The 23,918-nt window shown below is 40.2% G+C and carries 20 protein-coding genes; 15 read left to right on the forward strand and 5 right to left on the reverse strand.

Translation table 11 applies throughout. The features are described from left to right. Positions 1-287: sodium/glutamate symporter (locus ACY10D_RS06995; RefSeq protein WP_487000039.1), on the forward strand; the 287-nt coding region annotated here is incomplete at its 5' end. A gap of 186 nt (positions 288-473) precedes the next feature. Here ACY10D_RS06995 and dacB read toward each other — a convergent pair. After that, positions 474-1,850, reverse strand: a complete 1,377-nt coding sequence (dacB, locus tag ACY10D_RS07000) for a D-alanyl-D-alanine carboxypeptidase/D-alanyl-D-alanine endopeptidase (protein ID WP_487000059.1) — start codon at positions 1,848-1,850, stop codon at positions 474-476. A gap of 99 nt (positions 1,851-1,949) precedes the next feature. Between dacB and ACY10D_RS07005 the strand changes: the two genes are divergently transcribed. From ACY10D_RS07005 to fba, 7 genes are all read left to right on the forward strand, one after another. Continuing rightward, a complete protein-coding gene (locus ACY10D_RS07005) occupies positions 1,950-2,405 on the forward strand; it encodes a dihydroneopterin aldolase (protein ID WP_487000040.1) in 456 nt (151 codons plus the stop codon). After that, a complete protein-coding gene (gene folP, locus ACY10D_RS07010) occupies positions 2,393-3,691 on the forward strand; it encodes a dihydropteroate synthase (RefSeq protein WP_487000041.1) in 1,299 nt (432 codons plus the stop codon). The genes ACY10D_RS07005 and folP overlap by 13 nt, the downstream gene beginning before the upstream one ends. 77 nt (positions 3,692-3,768) lie before the next feature. Then, the gene (gene tkt, locus ACY10D_RS07015) at positions 3,769-5,784 is read left to right on the forward strand and encodes a transketolase (RefSeq protein ID WP_487000042.1); all 2,016 of its coding nucleotides are present in this window, start codon (positions 3,769-3,771) and stop codon (positions 5,782-5,784) included. Positions 5,785-5,826: 42 nt separating this feature from the next. Continuing rightward, the gene (gene gap, locus ACY10D_RS07020) at positions 5,827-6,840 is read left to right on the forward strand and encodes a type I glyceraldehyde-3-phosphate dehydrogenase (protein WP_487000043.1); all 1,014 of its coding nucleotides are present in this window, start codon (positions 5,827-5,829) and stop codon (positions 6,838-6,840) included. 58 nt (positions 6,841-6,898) lie between these two features. Further along, entirely contained in the window at positions 6,899-8,086 is a 1,188-nt protein-coding gene (locus ACY10D_RS07025) for a phosphoglycerate kinase (RefSeq protein ID WP_487000044.1), read from the forward strand. Continuing rightward, complete coding sequence (pyk, locus tag ACY10D_RS07030; protein ID WP_487000045.1) at positions 8,083-9,516, forward strand: pyruvate kinase; 1,434 nt, start codon at positions 8,083-8,085, stop codon at positions 9,514-9,516. Before ACY10D_RS07025 ends, pyk begins: the two co-directional genes overlap by 4 nt. Before the next feature lie 21 nt (positions 9,517-9,537). Further along, the gene (fba, locus tag ACY10D_RS07035) at positions 9,538-10,602 is read left to right on the forward strand and encodes a class II fructose-bisphosphate aldolase (RefSeq protein WP_487000046.1); all 1,065 of its coding nucleotides are present in this window, start codon (positions 9,538-9,540) and stop codon (positions 10,600-10,602) included. 3 nt (positions 10,603-10,605) lie between these two features. Here the strand turns inward: fba and ACY10D_RS07040 are convergent, their stop codons facing one another. Continuing rightward, positions 10,606-11,394: a transporter substrate-binding domain-containing protein gene (locus ACY10D_RS07040; RefSeq protein ID WP_487000047.1), complete on the reverse strand. Its 789-nt coding sequence runs from the start codon at positions 11,392-11,394 to the stop codon at positions 10,606-10,608. Between the two features lie 93 nt (positions 11,395-11,487). Then, positions 11,488-13,509 (reverse strand): glycosyl hydrolase family 18 protein, encoded by a 2,022-nt coding sequence (locus ACY10D_RS07045; RefSeq protein ID WP_487000048.1) that lies wholly within the window; start codon positions 13,507-13,509, stop codon positions 11,488-11,490. A gap of 418 nt (positions 13,510-13,927) precedes the next feature. Between ACY10D_RS07045 and acs the strand changes: the two genes are divergently transcribed. From acs to asd, 3 genes are all read left to right on the forward strand, one after another. Further along, complete coding sequence (gene acs, locus ACY10D_RS07050) at positions 13,928-15,841, forward strand: acetate--CoA ligase (protein WP_487000049.1); 1,914 nt, start codon at positions 13,928-13,930, stop codon at positions 15,839-15,841. Between the two features lie 6 nt (positions 15,842-15,847). Continuing rightward, the gene (locus ACY10D_RS07055) at positions 15,848-16,630 is read left to right on the forward strand and encodes a beta-ketoacyl synthase chain length factor (protein ID WP_487000050.1); all 783 of its coding nucleotides are present in this window, start codon (positions 15,848-15,850) and stop codon (positions 16,628-16,630) included. A gap of 207 nt (positions 16,631-16,837) precedes the next feature. After that, positions 16,838-17,929, forward strand: a complete 1,092-nt coding sequence (gene asd, locus ACY10D_RS07060) for an aspartate-semialdehyde dehydrogenase (protein WP_487000060.1) — start codon at positions 16,838-16,840, stop codon at positions 17,927-17,929. Here asd and ACY10D_RS07065 read toward each other — a convergent pair. Together ACY10D_RS07065 and ACY10D_RS07070 are read right to left on the reverse strand one after the other, a co-directional pair. After that, positions 17,903-18,844 carry a LysR family transcriptional regulator gene (locus ACY10D_RS07065; RefSeq protein ID WP_192483288.1) on the reverse strand — a complete coding sequence of 314 codons (942 nt, stop codon included), beginning with the start codon at positions 18,842-18,844 and terminating at the stop codon, positions 17,903-17,905. The genes asd and ACY10D_RS07065 overlap by 27 nt on opposite strands. Before the next feature lie 297 nt (positions 18,845-19,141). Beyond that, positions 19,142-19,831, reverse strand: a complete 690-nt coding sequence (locus ACY10D_RS07070; RefSeq protein WP_487000051.1) for a TerC family protein — start codon at positions 19,829-19,831, stop codon at positions 19,142-19,144. A gap of 175 nt (positions 19,832-20,006) precedes the next feature. Between ACY10D_RS07070 and ACY10D_RS07075 the strand changes: the two genes are divergently transcribed. The 4 genes from ACY10D_RS07075 (at position 20,007) to ACY10D_RS07090 (ending at position 23,908) form a co-directional block, all read left to right on the forward strand. Further along, positions 20,007-20,450: a ferritin-like domain-containing protein gene (locus tag ACY10D_RS07075; RefSeq protein WP_464217499.1), complete on the forward strand. Its 444-nt coding sequence runs from the start codon at positions 20,007-20,009 to the stop codon at positions 20,448-20,450. 78 nt (positions 20,451-20,528) lie between these two features. Next, positions 20,529-21,560, forward strand: a complete 1,032-nt coding sequence (locus tag ACY10D_RS07080) for an SIS domain-containing protein (RefSeq protein ID WP_487000052.1) — start codon at positions 20,529-20,531, stop codon at positions 21,558-21,560. A 3-nt stretch (positions 21,561-21,563) separates the two neighbouring features. Beyond that, positions 21,564-22,712, forward strand: a complete 1,149-nt coding sequence (gene nagA / locus ACY10D_RS07085; RefSeq protein ID WP_487000053.1) for an N-acetylglucosamine-6-phosphate deacetylase — start codon at positions 21,564-21,566, stop codon at positions 22,710-22,712. Beyond that, entirely contained in the window at positions 22,712-23,908 is a 1,197-nt protein-coding gene (locus ACY10D_RS07090; RefSeq protein ID WP_487000054.1) for a BaiN/RdsA family NAD(P)/FAD-dependent oxidoreductase, read from the forward strand. Before nagA ends, ACY10D_RS07090 begins: the two co-directional genes overlap by 1 nt. Positions 23,909-23,918 lie beyond the last annotated feature (10 nt).

Consider the following 23,918-nt stretch of genomic DNA (forward strand, 5'->3'; position numbering starts at 1 on the left):
CGATTCCAATGCTAGTGATCTTATTTGCACAAGTGGTATTAATGGTGCTATTTGCCATTTTTGTGATTTATAAATTATTAGGTAAGAGCTATGACGCGGTTGTCATGACTTGCGGTACGGTAGGGTTGGGTATGGGAGCAACACCAAATGCGATTGCCAATATGGATGCTTTTGTTGCTAAAAATCGTCCAGCACCACAGGCATTTTTTGTGGTGCCAATTGTGGGTTCGGTATTGATTGACTTTTTTAATGCCGGAATGATTACCGCATTTTTAAATATTTTTTAAACTGAAAACTGCCTATTTTTTATTAAGCCCTTATATAGTCAAGTTTTAAAGGTCGCCATCCTGGTAAACTGGATTGTCGACTTCCCTGTCGACAATGACGTCATTGCTGCAGGATGCAGGCAATCCATAACCATGGATGGTAAGCTTAGCAAATCCATACTGTTAGTTTTTTGGGAAATTTCAGTTTTAAAGATTCTCATAAAACACTTTAATAATACCATCTTCAAGCATGCGTGCTTTAATGCGCTGTGAACGTGTTAGATCATTTAGCATAATCGAAAAACTCAATAGGTGGTTGCGCTTTGTTAACAGGTAGCCAGAAAGCGTTGAGACACCGGCTAATGTGCCCGTTTTGGCATGAACGCGACCTTGCAATTTACCACCCATACGATAAGCCAATGTGCCATCTTCACCAGAGCTAGGTAATGCACTATATAAGCGTTTGCCAATGCTGCTGTTATAAACGTTGGTTAATAAGCTTACCATAAACTGAGGGGTTACCGAATCAAGCTTAGAAAGGCCAGAACCATCTTCCATGTGCAGCTCTCCAGTATCCACTTTATACGTTTTGCGGATAAGGGATTCAACGGCTTTGGTGCCAGCGTCATTACTGCCTTGACCCGCTTGTGTATAACCTACAGTGCGCATAAAGCTCTCAGCATATAGGTTGTCAGACTTCAATAGCATATGCGTGAGCAAAGCATCGATAGAGTCGGATGAGATACTCGCAACTTCAATTAAGCTTGACTTACTGGGTAAGTTACCAAATAAAGTATTGCCACGGTGTTTGATGCCAACTTGTGAGATGAAATCATCTATCGTTTGCTTTGTTTTTAAGGCAGGGTTAGCAATCGCAAGATTAAGGTAAGTTTCAGCTTTTGCCGGAATGCAGCCTGAAAGATTAAGAACATTGTTTCGAGTCATATCCATATCAAACTTGCATTTGCCACGATCCTGCGCTGTGGCTAATCGAGTTGTATTGTTAATCGTAATATTACTGGTATTGGCAATTTTTTTGACTTTGGTATTTGTGCCACTTGTGTTGACAAGCTTAATCACAAAACAATTTTTATTCATATTTAAGCTGGAAGCTGGGGCTGCAAAGCAGTAAGGTGTGTCGTTTTTTGACCAGCCGTTAGGTGTGTAATCACCAGTGAAATGATTGGCGATTAATACAACATCGCCATTAATACGCTTGATACCATGTTGTTTGGTTTGTGAAATTAAATTATACAATGTTGCACCAGTTAGACTTGGATCACCGGTAAACTCAATGTAGAGATTTCCGTTTAAGGTGCCGTTTTTATATTGCGCTTTTTTATAAAAAACAGAAGTGGTGAATTGGAAATTTCTGGGCAGTGCTGTGAAGGCGGCAATTGCCGTGAAAACTTTGTTGTTACTTGCAGGTGTGAAGGGTCGGTCTTTGGCATATTGATAGAGTAGTTTCCCTGAGTTAACACGCTCAACGGCAATGCCAATAGAGGCATCAGATAAGCGATACATCTTAACAAGTGATTGAATTTCACTGCGCACGGAAGCATGCGCAAACATAATGGTGCTCATTAAAGCTAAAATAAGTAAAATAAATTTTTTCACAGTGAACGCTATTTAAAACTATCGATTTTTAACGATGTCGTCGATAATACCAACTTTTGGAAGCGAATGTCATTACTGAATTGGCATATACCGCTTGTAAATTATTTTGAGGTGTTAGGTGTCAAAGAAATTTTTAATGTTTTTGGGGTGGTATATATGTATAAGCTGAAACTCACTGAGGTCATCTTGGATGTCTATCTTGGTGTCTATGATTTTGAACAAGAACAATTACAGCAGGTTAAATTAGATTTGAACATTAGTTATCACAAAGCACCAAGAGGATGTATCAGTGATGATCTTAACGAGACGATTTGCTATGCAAGTATCAATGAATTATTGTTAAAAACCGCACGACAACAGCGTTACCAATTAATCGAGCATTTAGCACAATCGCTCCTTGATGTGCTAAAAGAGATGCTCGAAGCATATAAAGTAGATATTTACCTTGAACTGCATAAAAAGCCGCCGCTAGATAATGTGGCGTTAGCAAGCTTTTGTGTGGAGCATGTATGTGTGAGGTAGTCTTGGGGCTAGGCAGTAATGTTGGTCGTAAGTTATCAAACTTGCGTCAAGCAGTCGATTTGATTGCAAAGCGTATTGGTCAGGTGCAAAGAGTCTCACCGATCTATCAAACCAAAGCGCTTTTGCCAGCTAATGCGCCACCAAGTTGGGATATTGATTACTATAATTTAGCTGTTTTGGTGCAGACGGATTTAGCGCCTGAGGCATTGTTAAGTGAAATAAAAAGGATTGAAACAACACTAGGGCGTGATCCTGAGCATGCTTTTTGGTCGCCACGTGAAATTGATATCGATATTTTGTGTTGTGAAGATTTAAGCTATCAAAGGGAGCATTTAACGATTCCGCATAAGGAATTATTGAAACGTAACTTTGCATTAAAACCTTTGTTAGATGTTTATCCCTATTGGCAGCATCCTCAGTATACAGGTGATCTATATCAATATCTAAAAACAATGCCAATGCTTGAGTTAGCACCCTTTACCTTAGCAGGTAGTCAAATTATGGCGATTGTCAATTTATCGAATGACTCTTTCTCGCAACAAGGTGAAGAGATAGTACCACTTGAGCAGTTTGAGCAGTATATTATTGAGCTTGTTAATAAAGGTGCCGAAGTGATTGATTTAGGCGCTGAGAGCACTAAGCCAGATGCAAGTCCAATCACCGCAGAGCAGTATTGGCAAAGATTAAAGCCTTATCTAGAGATTGTCGAATCACTGGTGAATGCGAATGTGTTACCTGTAGATCTTAAGGTCAGTATTGATACTTATCATGCTGAGGTCGTAGCAAAGGCGTTGAATTATAGTTGTGTTAACATCATTAATGATATTTATGGTATTGAGGTAAAGCGTATTACTGCTTTGATTAAAGGTAAAATGATTGACTATGTTTTTATGCATCAATTAGGTGTTGCCGGAGGTAAATATTTGGCAAGTGATCGTGATCCAGTATCTGAGGTTATTGCTTTTGCGAAAGAAAAAATACAAATACTTTTAGATGCGGGTATGCGCAAAGAAAGACTTATTTTTGATATCGGCATTGGTTTTGGTAAAACAGCCTATCAAGCACAATACTTACTTGATGCCGTTACTGAGATAAAAGAAGCGCTTGGCATTAAAATACTCGTCGGGCATTCACGTAAATCATCTGTTATGCCATATGTTGCAACTAAAGACAGTGCCGAAAAAGATCTGGCTACAGCAATGATTTCGCGTGATTTGATGAAAAAAGGTGTTGATTATCTGCGTGTACATAATGTGAGATTAACAGCGCTAGCGAAGCATATTTAATGGCGGAAGGTCACTGCATTTAGCAAATAGTTATGTTACACTTTTGCCCGCAAACATTATTAACTTTTGGAAGGCAGATGAATTCAAACATAACTCTTGCAAATGCTATTCGTTTTCTCTCAATGGACGCTGTACAGAAAGCAAAATCAGGACACCCAGGTATGCCAATGGGCATGGCAGATATCGCGACAGTACTGTGGCGTAAATATCTAAAACATAATCCTAAAAACCCACATTGGCTTAATCGTGATCGTTTTGTGTTATCAAATGGTCATGGTTCAATGTTGTTATATTCGTTATTGCATTTGACAGGTTATGATTTATCAATTGATGACTTAAAGAATTTCAGACAACTACATTCAAAAACCCCAGGGCATCCTGAATATGGTTACGCGCCAGGTATTGAGACAACAACCGGTCCTTTGGGGCAAGGTATTGCAAATGCCGTTGGTATGGCGCTAGCAGAAAAGCTATTAGCCGATAGCTATAATCAATCTGAACATGAGATTATCAATCACTTTACTTATGTGTTTATGGGTGATGGCTGTTTAATGGAAGGTGTGTCACATGAAGTAAGCTCTTTAGCGGGCACTTTGAAACTAGGCAAATTAATTGCTTTTTGGGATGATAATAGTATTTCGATTGATGGCGATGTAAAGGGCTGGTTTACCGAAGATGTTGCTAAGCGTTATGAAGCCTATGGTTGGCAGGTTATTACGCATGTCGATGGCCATGATTTTGATGCTATTAATGCTGCCATTGCTAAGGCACAAGCGGAAAGCGCAAAGCCAACATTGATTTGTTGTAAAACTAAGATCGGGCAAGGTTCACCAAATAAAGCAGGTAGCCATAGTGTGCACGGTGCACCTTTGGGTGATGATGAGATTATCAATACTCGTAAAGCGCTTGATTGGCATCATGCACCTTTTGAGATTCCAAGTGATATTTATGTAGATTGGTCAGGTGTTGAGAAAGGTTCAACATCAGAGCAGAGCTGGAATGAACAGTTTGCTGAATATCAGAAAGCATACCCTAATGAGTTTAATGAGTTAAATGCACGCTTAAGCAAAAGCTTACCACAAGACTTTACAGGTCTTGTCGATGACTATATCAATAAGCTACTTAATGACAAACCAACGGTAGCGACGCGCAAAGCATCACAGATGGCATTAGAGGAAATCTGTAAAGTATTGCCGGATATGTTTGGTGGTTCAGCAGATTTAACAGGTTCCAACTTAACAAACTGGTCAGGCAGTAAGTGGCTTAACAACGATGAAAAGCATGCCAACTACCTATCTTATGGTGTGCGTGAGTTTGGCATGGCAGCGATGATGAATGGCATGTCGCTTTATGGTGGCTTTAGGCCATATGGTGGTACTTTCTTGGTGTTTAGTGATTACGCGCGAAACGCCATTCGTATGAGTGCGATTATGAAGCAGCCAGTGGTTTATGTGATGACACATGACTCAATTGGTTTGGGCGAAGATGGTCCAACACATCAGCCAATTGAACATGTACCAAGTCTGCGTGTGATGCCTAATTTAAACGTATGGCGTCCAGCAGATGTTATTGAAACGGCGGTTGCGTGGCAGTGTGCGGTTGAAGAGCAAAGCACCCCATCACTATTGGCACTTTCTCGTCAGAATCTACCAACTTTAGTGGCAAGCAATACGCAAGCGCAGCTGGTTAAAAAGGGTGGCTATTTATTAAGAGAAACACAAAATGCTGAGATTACATTGATTGCTACAGGCTCTGAAGTGAGTATCATGTGTGATGCAGCGGAGACATTAACCAAAGAAGGTATAGCAGTTAATGTTGTTTCTATGCCTTGTGTTGAGAAATTCATGCAACAAGATGATTTATATCAACAATCGGTGATAAAACAAAATATTCCTGCAGTAGTAATGGAGGCGGCACAAGGTGATTTGTGGTATCGTCTACTACCGAAAGCAGGCGGGAATGTAATTGGCTTAAATCACTTTGGCGAATCAGCACCGGCTGAAAAATTATATGATGCATTTGGTCTGACAGCACAAAACGCTGTTGCTAAAGCCAAAGCGCTGCGAGCTAAAACAACGGTTGAAAGTTTATAAGTCATATATGGTATGACTAGTTTAAAAAAGGAGAAATGAAAGATGGCAATTAAAATTGCAATTAATGGTTATGGTCGCATCGGTCGTTGTGTATTACGTGCGATTTATGAAGCAGGTTTAACAAACGAGTTTAAAATCGTTGCCATTAATGATTTAGGAAGCCCTGAAGTTAATGTTCATTTGACAAAATATGACACAACACATGGTCGCTTCAACGCAGATGTTTCTTTACAAAACAACGAAATGGTGATTAATAACGATCGCATTAAAATCTTAGCTGAACGTAACCCAGCTGATTTGCCATGGAAAGATTTGGATATTGATGTGGTCTTTGAATGTACTGGTTTATTCACTTCAAAAGAGAAGTGTGGCGCGCATATTCAAGCGGGTGCTAAAAAGGTTGTTATCTCAGCTCCTGGTGGCAAGGATGTTGATGCAACGATTGTTTATGGTGTTAATCATGATGTGTTAACTTCTGATATGACAGTTATTTCTAATGCATCATGCACAACAAACTGTTTGGCACCTGTGGCTAAAGTATTAAACGATAGCATTGGTATTCAAGAAGGTTTGATGACAACGATTCATGCGTATACCAATGATCAAAAAATCGTTGATAGCTATCACAGTGATTTGCATCGCGCACGTGCTGCCGCGCACAATATGATCCCAACCAAAACGGGAGCCGCTGCCGCAGTAGGCTTGGTGTTACCTGATCTTAAAGGGCGTTTAGATGGTTTTGCAATGCGTGTGCCAACGATTAACGTATCAGTAGTTGATTTGACATTCACTGCTAAAAAGCATACCTCTGTAGAAGAAGTTAATGGTTTATTGAAAGCCGCTTCTGAAGCAGGCAATTTAAAAGGTGTGTTGGGCTATAATGTTGAGCCATTAGTCTCTATGGACTTTAACCATAATCCGCATCCATCGATCTTTGATGCCACACAAACGCGTGTGATTGGCAATCTTGTGAAAGTGCTTTCTTGGTATGACAATGAGTGGGGCTTCTCAAATCAGATGCTAAGAACGACAAAAGCGTGGTTTGCAGCTAAGTAAAAGAAGTAAAAAAGTATTTAAGGCGTGAAGACGCCTTTTTTGTTTTTAAGGATTAATAATGAACTTTTTATCAATAACGGATGTGCCATTAAAGGGCAAAAAAGTCCTGATGCGCGTTGATTTCAATGTGCCAGTCAAAGATGGCAAAGTCACCAGTTTCGTACGCATTGATGCTGCATTACCAACCATTAAATATGCATTAGAGCAAGGTGCCAGTGTGATATTGATGTCACATTTAGGGCGTCCTGAGGAAGGTCAGTACAATGAAGCGTATTCACTTAAACCCGTGGTAGAATGCTTAACACAAAAGCTAGGTCAGTCGGTAAACCTTATCAAAGACTATCTTTCTGGTGTGAACGTCAATGCCGGTGATGTGGTGATCTGTGAAAATGTGCGCTTTAACAAAGGCGAGAAAAAATCAGATGATGCATTATCACAGAGGCTTGCGAGTTTATGTGATGTCTTTGTAATGGATGCCTTTGCAACAGCGCACAGAGCGCAAGCGTCGACTTATGGCGTTGCTAAATATGCACCGGTTGCTTGTGCGGGACTTCTACTAACTGAAGAGTTAAACGCACTTAAAGCAGTGTTGAAAAACCCACAAAAGCCATTAGCAGCGATTGTTGGTGGTTCAAAAGTATCAACCAAATTAACCGTGCTTGAGAACTTAATCGATCAAGTCGACCAATTAATTGTTGGTGGTGGTATTGCTAATACGTTCTTAGTTGCGGCAGGCTTTAATGTCGGCAAATCATTGATAGAAGCAGATCTTGTTGATACTGCACGTGCCTTGATCGACAAAGCGCGCGCAAAGGGTGCTGATATTCCACTACCTCTTGATGTGCGTGTTGCAAAAAGCTTTAGCGAAGAGGCAAAAGCTGAGATTAAAACCATCGAATCAATTGAGCCGGATGATATGATTTTAGATATTGGTCCTTTGACAGAGGTAAAACTTGCAACAACAATTGCTAAAGCCAAAACTATTTTATGGAATGGTCCAGTAGGTGTGTTTGAGTTTCCAGAGTTTGAGCTAGGGACCAAAGCGATTGCCAAGGCGATTGCTGATTCAGATGCTTTTTCAGTTGCTGGCGGTGGCGATACCATTGCTGCGATTGAGAAGTTTAATATCAAAGATAAAGTATCGTATATTTCAACGGCAGGGGGTGCCTTTTTAGAGTTTATTGAAGGCAAAACATTGCCTGGTGTTGAAGTGTTATGTGAACGTGCGCAAGAGGTGAAAGCATGAGAAGAACGAAAATCTTAGCAACCATAGGACCTGCAAGCGAGTCCAAAGAAGTGCTAAGTAAAATGGTTGATGCCGGATTGAATGCGGTGCGTTGCAATTTCTCGCATGGTACGGCAGATGATCACCGTAAACGTGTGCAACTGATTCGTGAAGTTGCCAAAGAAAAGGGCGTTTATATCGGTGTGTTAGCTGACTTACAAGGTCCTAAAATCCGAGTAGCTAAATTCAAAGATGGTAAAGTGATCTTGAAAAATGGAGATACATTTATCCTTGATGCTGAAATGGATAAGGCAGCCGGCAATGAAAAGTCAGTTGGTATTGATTACAAAGAGTTACCAAATGATGTTGAAAAAGGTGATGTTTTACTGCTAGATGATGGCAAAGTTGTACTAACAGTTGCCAAAGTTGAAGGTGCTAAAGTGCATTGTAAAGTCACTGTGGGTGGCAAGCTTTCTGATAATAAAGGCATTAACAAAAAGGGTGGCGGCTTAACAGCGCCTGCCCTAACAGAAAAAGATAAAGAAGATATTAAAACAGCTGCAGCACTTGAAGTAGATTATGTGGCTGTTTCTTTCCCGCGCGATGCCAAAGATATGGAATATGCACGCAAGTTATTGCTAGAATCAGGCTCAGAAGCAGGCGTTGTTGCTAAGGTTGAGCGCACTGAAGCTGTAGCAAATATAAAAGAGATTATTAAAGCGTCCGATGCAATTATGGTTGCTCGTGGCGATTTAGCGGTTGAGATAGGAGATGAGAATGTCCCAGCAGCTCAGAAGATGATTATTCGCTTGACGCGTGAGCTTGATAAAGTAGTCATCACCGCAACGCAAATGATGGAGTCAATGATTACAAGCTCAACGCCAACACGTGCTGAAGTGTCGGATGTTGCCAATGCGGTATTAGATGGTACTGATGTGGTTATGTTGTCAGCTGAATCTGCAGCAGGCGACTATCCTGTTGAAACGGTCTCTGCAATGTCACGTGTGTGTGAGGCAGCTGAGAATAGTAACTTGGTGCATATCGTTTCTAAAGATAATGTGACGCGTCATCATGATCGTGTCGATGAAGCCGTAGCGAGTGCTGCTGTTTATTTAGCAAATCATGTTGATGCTAAAGCAATTATTTCATTAACTGAATCAGGCTCTACAGCGTTATGGATGTCACGTATTAACACTCATTTGCCAATTTATGCATTATCACGTAATCGTATGACTTTGGGTAAAATGACACTTTATCGTGGTGTTGTACCGATTGAGTTTGACTCAACGCGCATGGCACGCTTTTACGTTAACCGTGAGGCATCGCTTGAGCTTGAGAAGCGTGGTATTGTTAAGCCGGGTGAATGGATGGTATTAACCAGTGGCGATCACATGGGTGTTAATGGTGGTACCAATAAGATTAAGGTTATTCAAGCCGGTAATGTGGTTTAAATAAAAAATAAGGATAAGAAAATGGCATTAGTATCATTACGTCAATTATTGGATCATGCAGCAGAACATTGTTATGGTATTCCTGCATTTAATGTGAATAATTTAGAGCAAATCCGTGCGGTAATGGAAGCTGCAAGCAAAGTTAAAGCACCGGTTATCTTGCAAGCTTCAGCAGGTGCTAGAAAATATGCAGGAGCACCTTTTATTCGTCACCTTGTGTTAGCTGCGATTGAAGAATATCCAGATATTCCAGTATGTATGCATCAAGATCACGGGACATCACCAGATGTTTGCCAACGTTCTATTCAATTAGGCTTTTCATCAGTAATGATGGATGGTTCATTAAAAACAGATGGCAAAACACCTGCAGATTATGATTATAACGTTGAGGTTACTAAGCGTACTGCTGAAATGGCGCATGCTTGTGGCGTATCCGTTGAAGGTGAGCTTGGTTGTTTAGGTTCACTTGAAACAGGGCAAGCCGGTGAAGAAGACGGTGTGGGTGCTGTTGGTACCTTATCACATGATCAAATGTTGACTGATCCGGAAGAAGCAGCACAATTTGTCAAGGAAACAAAAGTGGACGCTTTAGCCATTGCGATTGGCACAAGTCATGGTGCGTATAAATTTACCAAACCACCGACAGGTGATGTCCTAGCGATCTCACGTGTTAAAGAAATTCATGCACGTATTCCAGATACCCATTTGGTAATGCATGGCTCATCTTCAGTGCCGCAAGATTGGCTTAAAATCATCAATGAATATGGCGGTGATATGGGTGAGACCTACGGTGTGCCTGTTGCTGAAATCGTTGAAGCAATCAAATACGGTGTCAGAAAAGTGAATATTGATACCGATCTACGTATGGCTGCTACTGGTGCGATTCGCAAATTTATGGCAACACATCGTGCGGAATTTGATCCACGCAAGTATAACGTTGTTGCCAAGGATGCGATGCGTGATATCTGTCAGGCGCGTTATGAAGCTTTTGGTGCAGCGGGTATGGCAGATAAAATCAAGCCAATCTCTTTAGAGAAAATGTATCAAATGTACCAAACAGGTGAATTAGATCCGCGTGTTAAATAGTTATTAGTTGTTATGTTTTTTGTTGACTAAAGATAACGTCTTAGCGAAGTCTTTAGTCAATGTCTCTATGTTTTGATATTTGTCATTACTGAACTTAGATTTTTTAGAAAATACCGTGTAATACGTTTTACTAAAAATCGGTGTCGGATGAATAACAATCCCTTCAAGTTTAATATCTTCATCTAAATGTTCTACTACCTCTGAAATGGCAGGGATCAGTTGAACTTTGTTCATAATTAACATTCTTAATGCTTGCTCAAGTGTGTTATATGTTTGGATGTGCTTAGCATTATATGATTTGGCAAGACAGCTTAATAATTGACTTGAGTAGCTATTATCTTTGACAAGCCCAATCGTCAGATTAAGCGTGCTGAGATTTGGACATAGATCAAAATATTGTTTTTGATGGTTTTGATTGGTAATCCAAGTGTAGTTGACATGTGCTGTCGGTGTGTCTGGATAATAGACATAAGGTTCACGAACTTTCTTTTTAGAAACCATCAACGCGCCATCCATTTTGCCATATTTGATAAGCTGCCAACATTGCTTCCATGGCATAATATAGACTTGTGTTGTTACATTAAGTTGCTTTAGTACTTGTTTGTTCAACGTCACATCAGAGCCAAGTACAGTATTGTTATGTTTGTAGTCATAAGGTGGCCAAGGTTCAGCGCAAAGTTTCAGTGTTGAGTGACTTTCTTGTGCTTGACTTAGCGCTGGTATAGCGCAGATAGCAAGCGCGATGATTTTGGTTATTTGTAGATAGTGTTGAAAGAGCCCTTTACCTTCCATGTTGTGTTTCCTTCCTGTTGATGTAATTACCGCTTCAACATTAGCACTTATTGTGTTAGAAATCATCCATGATCACAGTTTGTTTTTCAGAGTTTAATTTTGCACGCCATCACAATTATCAGCAAAGATTGCGTTAACGAATTTGTAACCATTAGCAGCGTCTTGGTTAATACTCCAGCTCATCGCGCCACCAAATTGTGGGTCATTAAAGACACTTGGCGTTTGGTATGCTTTGCATAACTCACTATAAGCACGGTCTTTGTAAACACCATTGTAAACAGTAGCAAGACCTGCTGCGGTTTTATCCGAAGGTTGGCCTGGGACAATTTTAGTATTCTCTGGAATGATTTGCTTTAAGCGCACAAAGCTATTAACCACAAATTGAGGGTGCATTTGGTTAATATTTGTTTCGCTGGCGCCACTGCAGATCGAGCCAATGCCAAATTGATCAATGCAGTAATGCCCTGTGTTATACTCTTGAATAAAGATATAGTCAAACAGTCCTGCCGCGACAGATTTTTCATAAATACGCTGTGTTCCGGTGTTCACAAGATGTACCTCACCATTGTCAATTAGGTTAAACTGTGGTGCTGCAGTAATGACAAAATCAGCATCAATTTGTTTAATGGCTTGGATCGTTGCGTAGATATCAGCCTCCATTTTCTTTTCATCAATACCGCCTAAATTTTCAAGGTCAAAATCAATACCATCAGCACCTAGGGATTTGGCATAGTTAACGATGTTTTGTGCAACAATTGCTGGATCGGCACCATTTGGTTTAAAGGTATTATGCTCACCACCAACCGATAAGATCACATGCTTTAATTTGCCGCTTTGCTTGGCAAGCTTAATATCTTTTTGCATATTATCTTGCCAGTTGCCACCATTTTCCCAGTTAGTAGTATAAAGATTCCATGGTGAATGCATGTCAACATTGGCGCCATCAACCACGGCAAAGGCTAATACAATTGTGTTATAACCACGCTCAACTGCCTCACTAATTTTGACCTCTTTATTCCAGTTGGTTAGATAACCAACCATTAATGGTTCATCTGCTTTTGCTTGATATTGTAATTTGGCATCTCCTTGGATAACACCATCAATAATGCTAATAGGCATTGCACTGTATTTTAGACCATCCATAGTGAAGCTTTCACCTTTGATTTGATAGCTACCAATGCTTGGTACTTTAAATGCATTACTGCCTACTTGTAAGTACTGTGCATCTGATTGGTATTGATTGCCACTAGTGCCTGCTATTGATGCCTTTGGATATGCTATTGGTACTGCACCATTAAAATCAACATCGATATTAACTGTGCTGTAAGGTATTTCTTGAACATCAAAGTGAATATCAAGTGCGTAGTGCTCTTTGTCTTTGGCATCAAGGCTTGATGTACTTAATTGCGCAACGTAGATATGTCCATCTTCAAAGTCAATGATATCATTAACACTAAAGCTATGTTCGCCTTTGCTTAAGCCAATGGTTGTGCCTGAAAGTGGGATCATATGCAACTTATCACCGATCATTAAAGCAATTTGATGATCATCGGCAATGCCGTGGGTATCTCCACTTATCGTAACTTTAAGATCAGCAACAATGTGACCTGCGCATACTTGCCAAGCACTTGAGGTGCCAGGGACATCATTTGTCCACCAAGTGTTACCAACTTGCCATATTTGATCATTGTGTAGGACAAAGTCACCTTTGCTATATCCGCCCCAATACCCATCGTCAGCACCCTTGTATGCTTGTGGACTGGTTGGAATGTCTCCCGTACACTGCTCAGGCACTGGTGTTGGTTCAGGTTGTGGGTCAGGCGTTGGTTCAGGATCTGGTGTTGGCTCTGGATCAGGATTTGGTGTGCCGGTTTCTTGCCAAGCAGATTGCCACCAATGTTCAAATCCGGCAACACCTGGTTCATTATGTGATTGTGTACACCAAGATCCACCAATACATTCATAGGTTTTACCATTATTTGTTACGGTATCCCCTGTTTGATAACTTGCAATATTTTCAGGGTAAGTAAAATGTGCACTATGAGCAACACCACTTAATCCGGTACTTATAATGCTAGCAATAATGACTTTCGATAAGATTTTTTTATTTTTCATACTTTTCTCCATAGATGGTTAAACTGTTTTGTTTTCGACAGGGAAAGCATAAGTTAAAAGATGTATTTAGGCGATAAAATGAGCATCAAGCGTTGTTATAAGCATATAAGATATGCTAATGAGAACTGTGTTATTAACCAATGATAGGTTAAGCATAATTAGGCTATGACTATATTTTTGCCCCTTTGATTGTGCAAGCGTTGGCTGAGCGTAAGTCGAAGCCTCTATGAAGTGTGATTTTCCCCAAGCTTCCCTTCGACTTACGCTCAGGGGGGGGACGGTGGGCGCTTGTGGGTGAATATTTAGTCTTAGCTCATACTATGACAAGAGACATTCTATGCATAAATGTTAGGAAATCGATGGCTTTTTTGATACTCTTTTTAAGGAGTTAAATTGGAAGGCTAAGGAATCACAGGTCATGTCAAAAGGTTGGTTGACAGAATACGCGCAAAGTATTGAACAAACGCAAAATTTCTGGGCGAAGAAAAGTCAGATTATCGATTGGATAAGCCCGTGGCAAACCGTTAATAGTGGTAGTTTCAAAGAAGGAAATATCAAATGGTTTGAAGAAGGTGAGTTACACGCCTGTTATAACTGTGTTGATCGCCATCTGCACAAGCATGCCGATAAAATCGCTTTTTATTGGGAAGGTGACAACCCTGAACATAGTAAATCTATAAGCTATCAAACGCTTTATGAAGAGGTGAACCGTTTTGCCAATGTCTTAAAGTCGATTGGTGTTAAAAAAGGTGATGTGGTCTGTATCTATTTGCCGATGATTGTTGAGGCACCTATTGCCATGTTGGCATGCGCGCGCATTGGCGCGATACATTCCGTTATCTTTGGTGGTTTCTCACCAGTAGCTATTGCTGATAGAGTTAATGATGCTCAATCAAAATTTATCATTACTGCTGATGGTGGTTTTAGAGGTGGTAAAGCCGTGGCACTTAAAGCCAATGTCGATGAAGCATTAAAGCAGTGTCCAAGTGTTAAAAAAGTATTAGTCGTTAAATATGCCAATAATCCAATCAACTGGAATGATGCGCTTGATGTTGATTACAAAGTGCTTGTTGATATAGTGCCTGCCATCTGCCCTGTTGAAGTGATGAAGGCTGAAGATCCATTGTTTATCCTATACACCTCAGGCTCAACAGGTAAACCTAAAGGTGTGGTGCATACTACCGGTGGTTACTTGGTCTATGCAGCGACAACACATAAACATATTTTTAATATTCAGAGTGATGATGTTTATTGGTGTACCGCAGATGTCGGTTGGATTACAGGGCATTCCTATGTGGTGTATGGCCCACTTGTTAATGCGACTACGAGTGTGTTATTTGAAGGCGTACCAAGTTATCCGCAAAAATCACGTTGCTTTGATGTGGTTGATAAGTATAAAGTCAGTATTTTTTACACAGCACCAACGGCAATTCGTGCGCTACAAGCCGAAGGTGATGATGCCGTTTTAGCTCAAACCACGCGTGATTCATTGCGTATTTTAGGCAGTGTTGGTGAGCCGATTAATCGCGAAGCTTGGCACTGGTATCATGAACAAGTCGGCAAAGGAAAATGCGCTATTGTCGATACATGGTGGCAAACTGAAACCGGTGGTATTATGATAAGTCCTGATTTTAGTCACAAGCAGAAACCAGGCTCAGCAATGACGCCATTTTGGGGTGTTGATGTGGCTATTTTAGATAAAACCTCAGCTAAAGAAGTCAAAGGTGCATTAGAAGCACATGATTATGGTGCATTGGTAATCAAAAAGCCTTGGCCTGGGATGATGCGTAGCTTATGGGGAGATCATGAGCGCTATATGCAAAGCTATTTTAATGTTTATCCGGGGTATTATTTCCCAGGTGATGGTGCTTATCGCGATCAAGATAATCATTATTGGATTTCTGGACGTTTAGATGATGTGATTAGTATTGCCGGACATAGAATTGGTACGGCTGAGATTGAAAGTGTTATTGACTCACATCCAGCGGTTGCTGAGACTGCGGTTGTCGGTATTCCTGATCGCATCAAAGGTGAGGTGATTTATGCATATATCACCTTAGAGAAGGGTATTAATCCAGATGATTCACTTAAAAAAGAGATTATTCAATGGGTTAGGAAAACCTATGGGCCAATTGCCAATATTAAGGTGATCCAATGGGCGCCAATGCTGCCTAAAACAAGATCAGGTAAGATTATGCGCCGCATTTTAAGAAAGATCGCCCATTTTGAAGAGCAACAAATCGGTGATACCTCGACTTTGGCAGATGAAAGTTGTGTTAAAGATTTAGTGCTACATCGTGTGGATTATCGAAAAATAGAGAATATGTCTTAAGAGTTTATGACAAGCTTCACTTTTAATCTTCGCCATTTCAGTGGTATGGCACCGAGACTTAATACGGTAGATAAATGGCAGAAATGGCATACGTGTAAACAAGACCTGCCAACCTCAGGCGATATTGCCATTACGCATGTACCTGCTAGCTTAAAGCGTCGCTCAAGCTTAGGTGTTAAGCAAGCACTCGAGGTAGCTTTAGCTTGTTTTGCACAATCAGAAGAAAATCTTGCGATTGATTATACGGTGTTTGCCTCACAACATGGTGAGGTTAATCGTGTGCAATCGCTACTTAGGCAGATTGCTCAAAAAGAGCTGTTATCCCCTATGGATTTTTCGCAATCGGTGCATAATACCGCATCTGGTCTTTTGTCATTATCTCAGGGGATTAAAACCAATATCAACTCAATTGCTGGTGGCAAAGATACGTTTTTTATGGCTGTTATTGAAGCATTGACTTATTTACAGCTTAATCCGCATTCACAAGTATTACTGGTGATCTATGATGAGCCATTGGCAGAGAGCTACAAATCCTATAACTGTGATTATGATCAGCAATATGCCTGTGCTTTTATTATCGATAATTATGTACATACAACAAAAGAAGGTTTCACCTGTCGCTTGGACTTATCACCAAGCACAGAAGATGAAACAAAGAAAGAAAAAATAGAACAAACCACTGTCTTTCCACCTGCTTTAATATTCTTAGCGTGGGCTTATGACAAGTTTGATAATAACCTCAAACAAGACGGTGCATTTTGGCAGTTTAATTGGTATAAAAAAGGGTAATGCTTAACTTAAGTTACGTACTTTAGAAAAACTATAATTTTATAAACACCCCGTCAGCCTACGGCTACCACCCCTTTTGCAACATAGGTTTATAGGGATCTATGCAAGAGGGGTGCTGAGCTTGCGAGGCGGGGTGTTGAAATAGCAAAAGTTCGTCAGTCCAGTTATCTAGATAAAGTTGATGAGGGAAATATGATTAAAAAACAAATGAAGAACGTTGGCTTTATTGGTTGGCGCGGTATGGTTGGGTCAGTGTTGCTTGAACGCATGCATCAAAATAATGACTTTGCGTCATTAAATCCTATCTTCTTTAGCACATCACAAAAAGGGCAACAAGTCGATATCCTTGGTGTTGGTGCTCAATTATTACAAGACGCATATGATATAGATAACTTGATGCAAATGCAGATTATTGTCACCTGCCAAGGCAGTGATTATACTGCTGAGATGCTACCTAAATTGAGAGGTAATGGTTGGCAAGGTTATTGGATTGATGCAGCTTCTCATCTGCGCATGGATGAGGATAGTGTGATTGTGTTGGATCCTATCAATCGTGATGTTATTGATCGCGCTTTAGCAAGTGGAGTTAAAAACTTTGTCGGTGGCAACTGCACCGTGAGTTTGATGATGTTAGCGATTCAAGGTTTACTTCAAGAGGACCTCATTAATTGGGTTTCTGTCATGAGCTATCAGGCGGTTTCTGGCGCCGGTGCTAAGGCAATGATTGAGCTTGTTAAGCAAATGTCTTTGGCCAATGATGTTGATATGGCAGATAGTTTGAAGCTTGAGCGTGATATTCATAGCAAAGTGACTGCGAGCAATTTTCCATGTGCGGAGTTTGCAGCACCGATGACATATAATATTCTGCCCTTTATTGATGCACCATTAGCAAATGGGCAAAGTAAAGAAGAGTGGAAAGCTCAAGCAGAAATGAACAAGATTCTACAACGATCATCTACCTTGCCAATTGATGGTATTTGTGTACGTGTCCCTGTGTTAAGAGCACATAGTCAGGCGCTGACGATTGAACTTAAACAATCGATTGATTTGAAGGAAATAGAGCAAAAAATAAAAAGTGCGAATGAATGGGTGCGTTTTGTTGACAATGATCCCAAACAAACCGCTCAGCATTTAACACCGATGGCAGTGAGTAATACCTTGGATATTGCGGTTGGACGCTTGAAAAAGACGAATCTTTCAGATCGACATATTCAGCTTTTTACTGTGGGCGATCAGCTATTGTGGGGGGCGGCTGAACCCTTAAGAAGAATGTTAAATATTTGTCTTACTCACATTTAAATTGGCTGAAGTTGATAACTCAAACAGCGCTTGAATAAACTCACGCATTACCTTATTGATCGGTTTATCTAAGTGATAGGCTAAGTAGGCAGTAAACCCTTTCATGGTGACTTTTTGTAGATCATTGGCAGAGGCACCCTTGGCTTTTAATGCATCAACAATACGAATCAAGCGGCCATCTTTAATTTCCTTTTGCAAAATAAAGTCAGGCAACCAGCCGATACCTAAATTAGCAACAATGGCCTTTTTGGCAACTTGCGCATTTGAAAAGATTGAGATGTCTGTGTTTTTCGGCACGGATTTGATGGTTTGTTCATAAAGTAGTGATTGCAGTTTAAGGGTGATAAAGGTTTGTTTGAAGATATTATCAATGTTTAAATTATTTAATAATTCATGATTATCACTTGAGCAAACGAGAGAGTTTTCTAAATTGCAGACCTTCTCGTTATAATATTTTTTATCCATAATATCACGAGAGGCAATAATTAAATCGCCATCGTAACGCTCATATAACGCGGTGTAATCAAGTGTTGTAAAGTTAATATTATAATTTAGTTTAGGGTGTGATTTTTTCACTTGCTTTAATATCTGAATAATCCACTCATCATAAATAGGTGAGACAACAAGGTTCAATTTGTAGTCTTTATTTTCATGCGATAAATGATATAGCAATTTTTTAAATGAAGCTTGAATTTCACGCGCATAGGGCAGAAAGTTTTCCCCCTCAGCGGTTAAGAGTGATTTGCGTCCATTAAAGTAAAAGAGCTTCTTGCCCACGTCCATTTCCAAACTTTTGATTTGTTTGGTGACGGCAGGTTGCGTTAAGTGAAGTAAGTTGGCTGCCTCAGTTAAGTTTTCTGTTTCAACCACTTGTAAAAATATTTGAATTTGTTTGTAGGTTAAGTTATACGCCATTTTGATTGATTCATACTTAGCTAAACTTGTGATGTAAACGTATTATAAATAGCTTTTAAGTCAATGTCATTGGCTGTTTTTACTGCTGAAGTGTTTGCTGAGTGTAGGTGCAGCAAGTCAGAAAACATCCGTGTGAATCACGCTAGGGGGAGTGCGCTACTGCTTGTTTTTCCTGTCACCTACGGTAGCTAATACTATAGTGTTTAAATGCTTAATGCAAGCCGTTGATTTCTGATTAAGCATGAGACATTAACACATGATTTGCAGATATATAAGGTAAATTTATAAGCTTTTGGCTTAAAGTTCCTTTTTAAGTGATGTGTGAAAAATGAAAATAACAATAGAAAAGCCAAGTGCTACCAAAAGATATGATTTGTCGATGACGATGTCTATGCCTGCGGCCATTAATATCAAGCCTATAAAAATAAGTGAAGCTAAAGCAATTAATTTAAGTTGTAGTGAATGTGTTAATCTCATTAAAAATCGTGAAGCTAATAACATAATTGCACATGAGGCAAGAATAGATGCTGCAATCACAAAAATGTTGTTACTTAAGCCAATCGCAGTGATCACGCTATCAATTGAAAAAACGGCATCGATTAAAATAATCTGTGTAATTGCGCTTAGCATGTTTTTGGCAACTTGTGTTGAGATGGTTTTAGGACGGTATAACAGATAGATTTCATGTAGTGCTTTACACAATAAAAATAATCCACCGATGATTAGGATCATGTCTTTAATGCTAATGCCATTACCAAAAATGGAGAAAAGTGGTATTGTCCACTGCATGATTAAACTAATGAATAGTAATGATACGATACGCATTACTGCCGCTAATGAAATGGCAGTTATTTGCGCCTTGCGTTGTTGGTGAGTGGGAAGTTTGGCAGTCACAAGATAAATAAACAATAAATTATCAATCGCTAAGATAGTCTCAAGCGCAGTGATGGTTAAAAAGCTTGTAATAAGTTCCAGCGGAACGTCCAATCTAGGTATCCTCTTAAGTGTATATAATGACGGCATAAATGATAAACGGATACAAAGGTACATGTAAACTTGCTACGGCAATTATTTTTAAGTTATTTTAACTTGTTTTTAGCAGTTCGCTTGTGGCAGACTTTGAAAGCGCAAGAATACCAATTCAATATACAGGAGAAATACAATGGAATTAGTTGCTGCAAAAAAGGATAAAATTTTTCATGCCTTAAATGCAATCCTTGAGCATGAGATGGCAGGTGTTGTTCGTTATACGCATTATTCATTAATGATCATTGGTCATGGTAGAATCCCAATTGTCAGCTGGATGCGTGCGCAAGCGCAAGAGAGTCTAACGCATGCAACACAAGCCGGTGAGATGATTACCCATTTTGGTGAGCACCCATCGCTTAAAATTGCACCTTTAACTGAAACACATAAGCATAATATTGATGAGATTTTAACGGAAAGTTTAGAGCACGAGCATGGTGCATTAAAGCTATATCGTGAGCTTTTAGCATTAGCAGAAGAAGCAAACTCCATCATTTTGGAAGAATATGCGCGTGGTCTTATCGTTGAAGAAGAGACGCATATTGGTGAAGTTGAAAAGATGCTTAAAAAACCATTTTAGAAGATAACTTAAGATAAGTGATTGCTGTCCTTATTTAAATTGCTACAATGGTTTCACGCATTACGTGTGGAATCATTTATGTCTGAAACGATTATGTATCAAGAGGCGTTGTCGGCGCCTACTAAAGTTGCCGAACAATTACAGTATAATGCAAAGATTTGGCAAGAAATTTGTACCTATCTTAAGGCGCATCAGCCGGCATTTGCAGCAACCGTTGCGCGCGGCAGCTCAGATCACGCAGCAACCTATGCCAAGTATTTATTAGAAAGTAAAATAGGATTGGTTACGGCATCGATTGCGCCATCTATTTATACGATTTATCAAAGTCAAACGGCGGTGGCAAATAGTCTTTTTTTAGGTATTTCACAGTCAGGTAAAAGCCCTGATTTAGTGCAATCATTCCTAAGCGTGAAAGATCAAGCAACCACTGTTGCCTTAGTTAATGTCGAAGGTTCACCATTGGCAGATGCCGCAAGATTTGTCGTACCACTCTTGGCAGGAGAAGAAAGGGCGGTTGCTGCAACCAAAAGTTATATTTGTGCGTTGACCGCGTTGGCACAGTTTATTGCTATTTATACGGAAGATAAGATATTGCAAGAAGCACTTAATGCGCTACCTGAGTATTTGTCCTTAGCGGCAAATCTTGATTGGCAAGTGGTAATTGATGCATTAAAAGATGAACAAGATGCCTATGTTATTGGTCGTGGCTATGGTTATGCAATCGCGCAAGAAGCAGCCTTGAAGCTTAAAGAAACAGCATGTATACATTCTGAGCCGTTTAGTTCAGCTGAAGTATTGCATGGCCCATTTGCTTTGATTAAAAAAGCATTCCCAACGTTGGTTTTTGCACAAAATGATGCATCAGCTAAGGGCACAATCGAGTTGGCGCAAAAAATGCATCAAATGGGTGCTAATGTGATGTTTGCGATGCCAGGGTCTCAGCATGTTGACACCACGCATAATCTTAAGACAACCAAAAGCTTGCACCCATTATTGGATCCGATTTTGTTGATTCAAAGCTTTTACACTATGGCAGCAAAGCTTGCTACAGCACGCGGATTAAATCCAGATCAGCCAGAGAATCTCAATAAAGTGACACAAACGGTGTAAGTGATGCAAAGTTATCGAATAACAGGCGCCGAAATCATCACTAAAGATGCTGTTTTAGAAGGTGAAATTGCCGTTGAGTGCGGCAAAATTATGGCAGTTGGTGAGCCACTCCCAGATTTTTCACATTTACCCGTCGTCGAATATCATCAAAGTGATAAGGTGATTCCAGGATTTATTGATACCCATATTCATGGTAGTTGTGGTTGTGATGTAATGGATGGTGAGATTGAATCCTTAAAAGTGATTACATCATCCTTATATCGTCAAGGGGTTACTTCGTTTTTAGCAACGACAATGACCCAAACTGAAGCGGCAATTAGCAAAGCACTTAATAATGTCGCTGACTTTAATAAGTCGTATGCTCACGGTCGACACTTTGCCAATATCTTAGGTGTGCATTTAGAAGGCCCCTTTATTTCACCGGATAAAATTGGCGCACAAAACCCTGAGTTTTTGCAGGAATCTTCGATTGCTAAGCTTAAGAGCTGGCAAGATAAGGCAAATAACCTAGTTAAGAAAATCACACTTGCGCCAGAGATGTTGGGTGTTAATCAGGTGATTGATTGGTGTGCCAGTGAGCAAGTGATTGCTTCGATTGGACACACTAATTGCACAGCAAAAGAAGCGCTAGCAGCAATTGACCGAGGCTGCTCTCAAGCGACGCATTTATTTAATGCGATGAGTGGTATTGATCACCGTAAACCAGGAGCGGTACCCGCTTTATTAATGTCAGAGAAGGTTATTGCCGAGCTGATCGTTGATGGCGTGCATCTAGCACCTGAAATCGTTGATATGGTTTATCGCGTAAAAGGAGCGGATGGTATTCTTTTGGTCACTGATGCGATGTCAGCTCAAGCTCATGGTGAGGGTGTGTTTGACCTTGGTGGGCAGAAAGTAATTGTCAAAAATAATGAAGCACGACTAGAAAATGGTGTATTAGCCGGTAGTGTGTTGACGATGAATAATGCATTAAAAAACATGCTCACATATAGTGATTGCAGTTTGCCGGAAATTGTTAAAATGACGAGCTATAATGCTGCGAAGAGTCTTAATGTGCATCATTATAAAGGGGACATCAAAAAAGGGGCTGATGCTGATTTGGTCGTTATTGATAAGCATTTCCAGATCAAACAAGTATTTAAAGCGTCATAATGAAAGTAGATGTTATTGTTATTGGGGCTGGTGCCTCAGGACTTATGTGTGCCATTGAGGCGGCCAAAAGAGGGCGCAAAGTATTGGTTCTTGATCATGCTAATAAGGTCGGGAAAAAGATACTTATGTCAGGTGGCGGACGCTGTAATTTCACGAATTACTATGTTGAGCCGGCGCGCTTTTTATCACAAAATCCGCATTTTTGTAAGTCTGCCTTAACGCGTTATACGCAATGGGATTTTATTGCATTGGTTGATAGTTATCAGCTTAATTACCATGAGAAAACATTAGGACAGCTTTTCTGTGATGGTAAGTCACATGAAATCGTTGATATTATGCTTAATGAATGCCGTAAATATCAGGTTGAAATTAAACTGAATACAACAGTTAATCAGCTGCGCCAATGTGATCAAGCGGCATCACCTGAGCTTGGGTTTTATATTAAAACAACCGCAGGTGATTATCATGCACGCTCTGTTGTTATTGCTACGGGGGGGCTCTCAATTCCAACAATGGGTGCTTCAGGCTTTGGCTATGAGATCGCACGCCAGTTTGGTCTTCAAGTGTTGCCAACCTCAGCGGCATTAGTGCCCTTTGTTCTTGGAGAGCATGATAAATTAAAATATGCCGAGCTTTCAGGCGTTTCGGTATTTAGTGAGGTCAGTTGTAATAATCAGAGCTTTCGCGAGAATTTGCTATTTACACATCGCGGCTTAAGTGGACCTGTTATGTTGCAGATCTCATCCTATTGGCAGCTGGGAGATTATTTGCACATCAACTTATTGCCAGAAATAGCCTCATTAAGTGAATTGCTTCATTTGCACAAAAAATCACAAGGTGGCACACTCTTAAAGTCACTGTTAGAAAATTACCTGCCTAAGAGGCTACTGCCTTTATTTGTGGATGAATTATTACTTAATAAGAAACTTGCCGATCTTGCTAATAGTGAGATCGAGCAGATGATGCAATGCTTACAATCATGGCAGATAAAACCGTGTGGCACGGAAGGATATCGCACAGCCGAGGTCACCAAAGGTGGGGTCAGTTGTGATGAAATTTCTTCAAAAACAATGGAAAGTCACAAGATTAAAGGGCTTTATTTCATTGGTGAGGTCGTTGATGTCGCTGGATGGCTTGGTGGATATAACTTTCAATGGGCATGGGCATCAGGATGGGCTGCTGGTCAATTTGTATAAAGTTGATCTA

The organism is Cysteiniphilum sp., assembly GCF_057495195.1.

Coding starts and splice junctions, on each gene's coding strand:
- ACY10D_RS07090 (WP_487000054.1), top strand. CDS start 22,712: ATGAAAGTAGATGTTATTGTTATTGGGGCTGGTGCCTCAGGACTTATG.
- ACY10D_RS07045 (WP_487000048.1), bottom strand. CDS start 13,509: ATGAAAAATAAAAAAATCTTATCGAAAGTCATTATTGCTAGCATTATA.
- nagA (WP_487000053.1), top strand. CDS start 21,564: ATGCAAAGTTATCGAATAACAGGCGCCGAAATCATCACTAAAGATGCT.
- ACY10D_RS07075 (WP_464217499.1), top strand. CDS start 20,007: ATGGAATTAGTTGCTGCAAAAAAGGATAAAATTTTTCATGCCTTAAAT.
- acs (WP_487000049.1), top strand. CDS start 13,928: ATGTCAAAAGGTTGGTTGACAGAATACGCGCAAAGTATTGAACAAACG.
- pyk (WP_487000045.1), top strand. CDS start 8,083: ATGAGAAGAACGAAAATCTTAGCAACCATAGGACCTGCAAGCGAGTCC.
- ACY10D_RS07055 (WP_487000050.1), top strand. CDS start 15,848: ATGACAAGCTTCACTTTTAATCTTCGCCATTTCAGTGGTATGGCACCG.
- fba (WP_487000046.1), top strand. CDS start 9,538: ATGGCATTAGTATCATTACGTCAATTATTGGATCATGCAGCAGAACAT.
- dacB (WP_487000059.1), bottom strand. CDS start 1,850: ATGAGCACCATTATGTTTGCGCATGCTTCCGTGCGCAGTGAAATTCAA.
- asd (WP_487000060.1), top strand. CDS start 16,838: ATGAAGAACGTTGGCTTTATTGGTTGGCGCGGTATGGTTGGGTCAGTG.
- gap (WP_487000043.1), top strand. CDS start 5,827: ATGGCAATTAAAATTGCAATTAATGGTTATGGTCGCATCGGTCGTTGT.
- tkt (WP_487000042.1), top strand. CDS start 3,769: ATGAATTCAAACATAACTCTTGCAAATGCTATTCGTTTTCTCTCAATG.
- ACY10D_RS07040 (WP_487000047.1), bottom strand. CDS start 11,394: ATGGAAGGTAAAGGGCTCTTTCAACACTATCTACAAATAACCAAAATC.
- folP (WP_487000041.1), top strand. CDS start 2,393: ATGTGTGAGGTAGTCTTGGGGCTAGGCAGTAATGTTGGTCGTAAGTTA.
- ACY10D_RS07065 (WP_192483288.1), bottom strand. CDS start 18,844: ATGGCGTATAACTTAACCTACAAACAAATTCAAATATTTTTACAAGTG.
- ACY10D_RS07005 (WP_487000040.1), top strand. CDS start 1,950: ATGTCATTACTGAATTGGCATATACCGCTTGTAAATTATTTTGAGGTG.
- ACY10D_RS07080 (WP_487000052.1), top strand. CDS start 20,529: ATGTCTGAAACGATTATGTATCAAGAGGCGTTGTCGGCGCCTACTAAA.
- ACY10D_RS07025 (WP_487000044.1), top strand. CDS start 6,899: ATGAACTTTTTATCAATAACGGATGTGCCATTAAAGGGCAAAAAAGTC.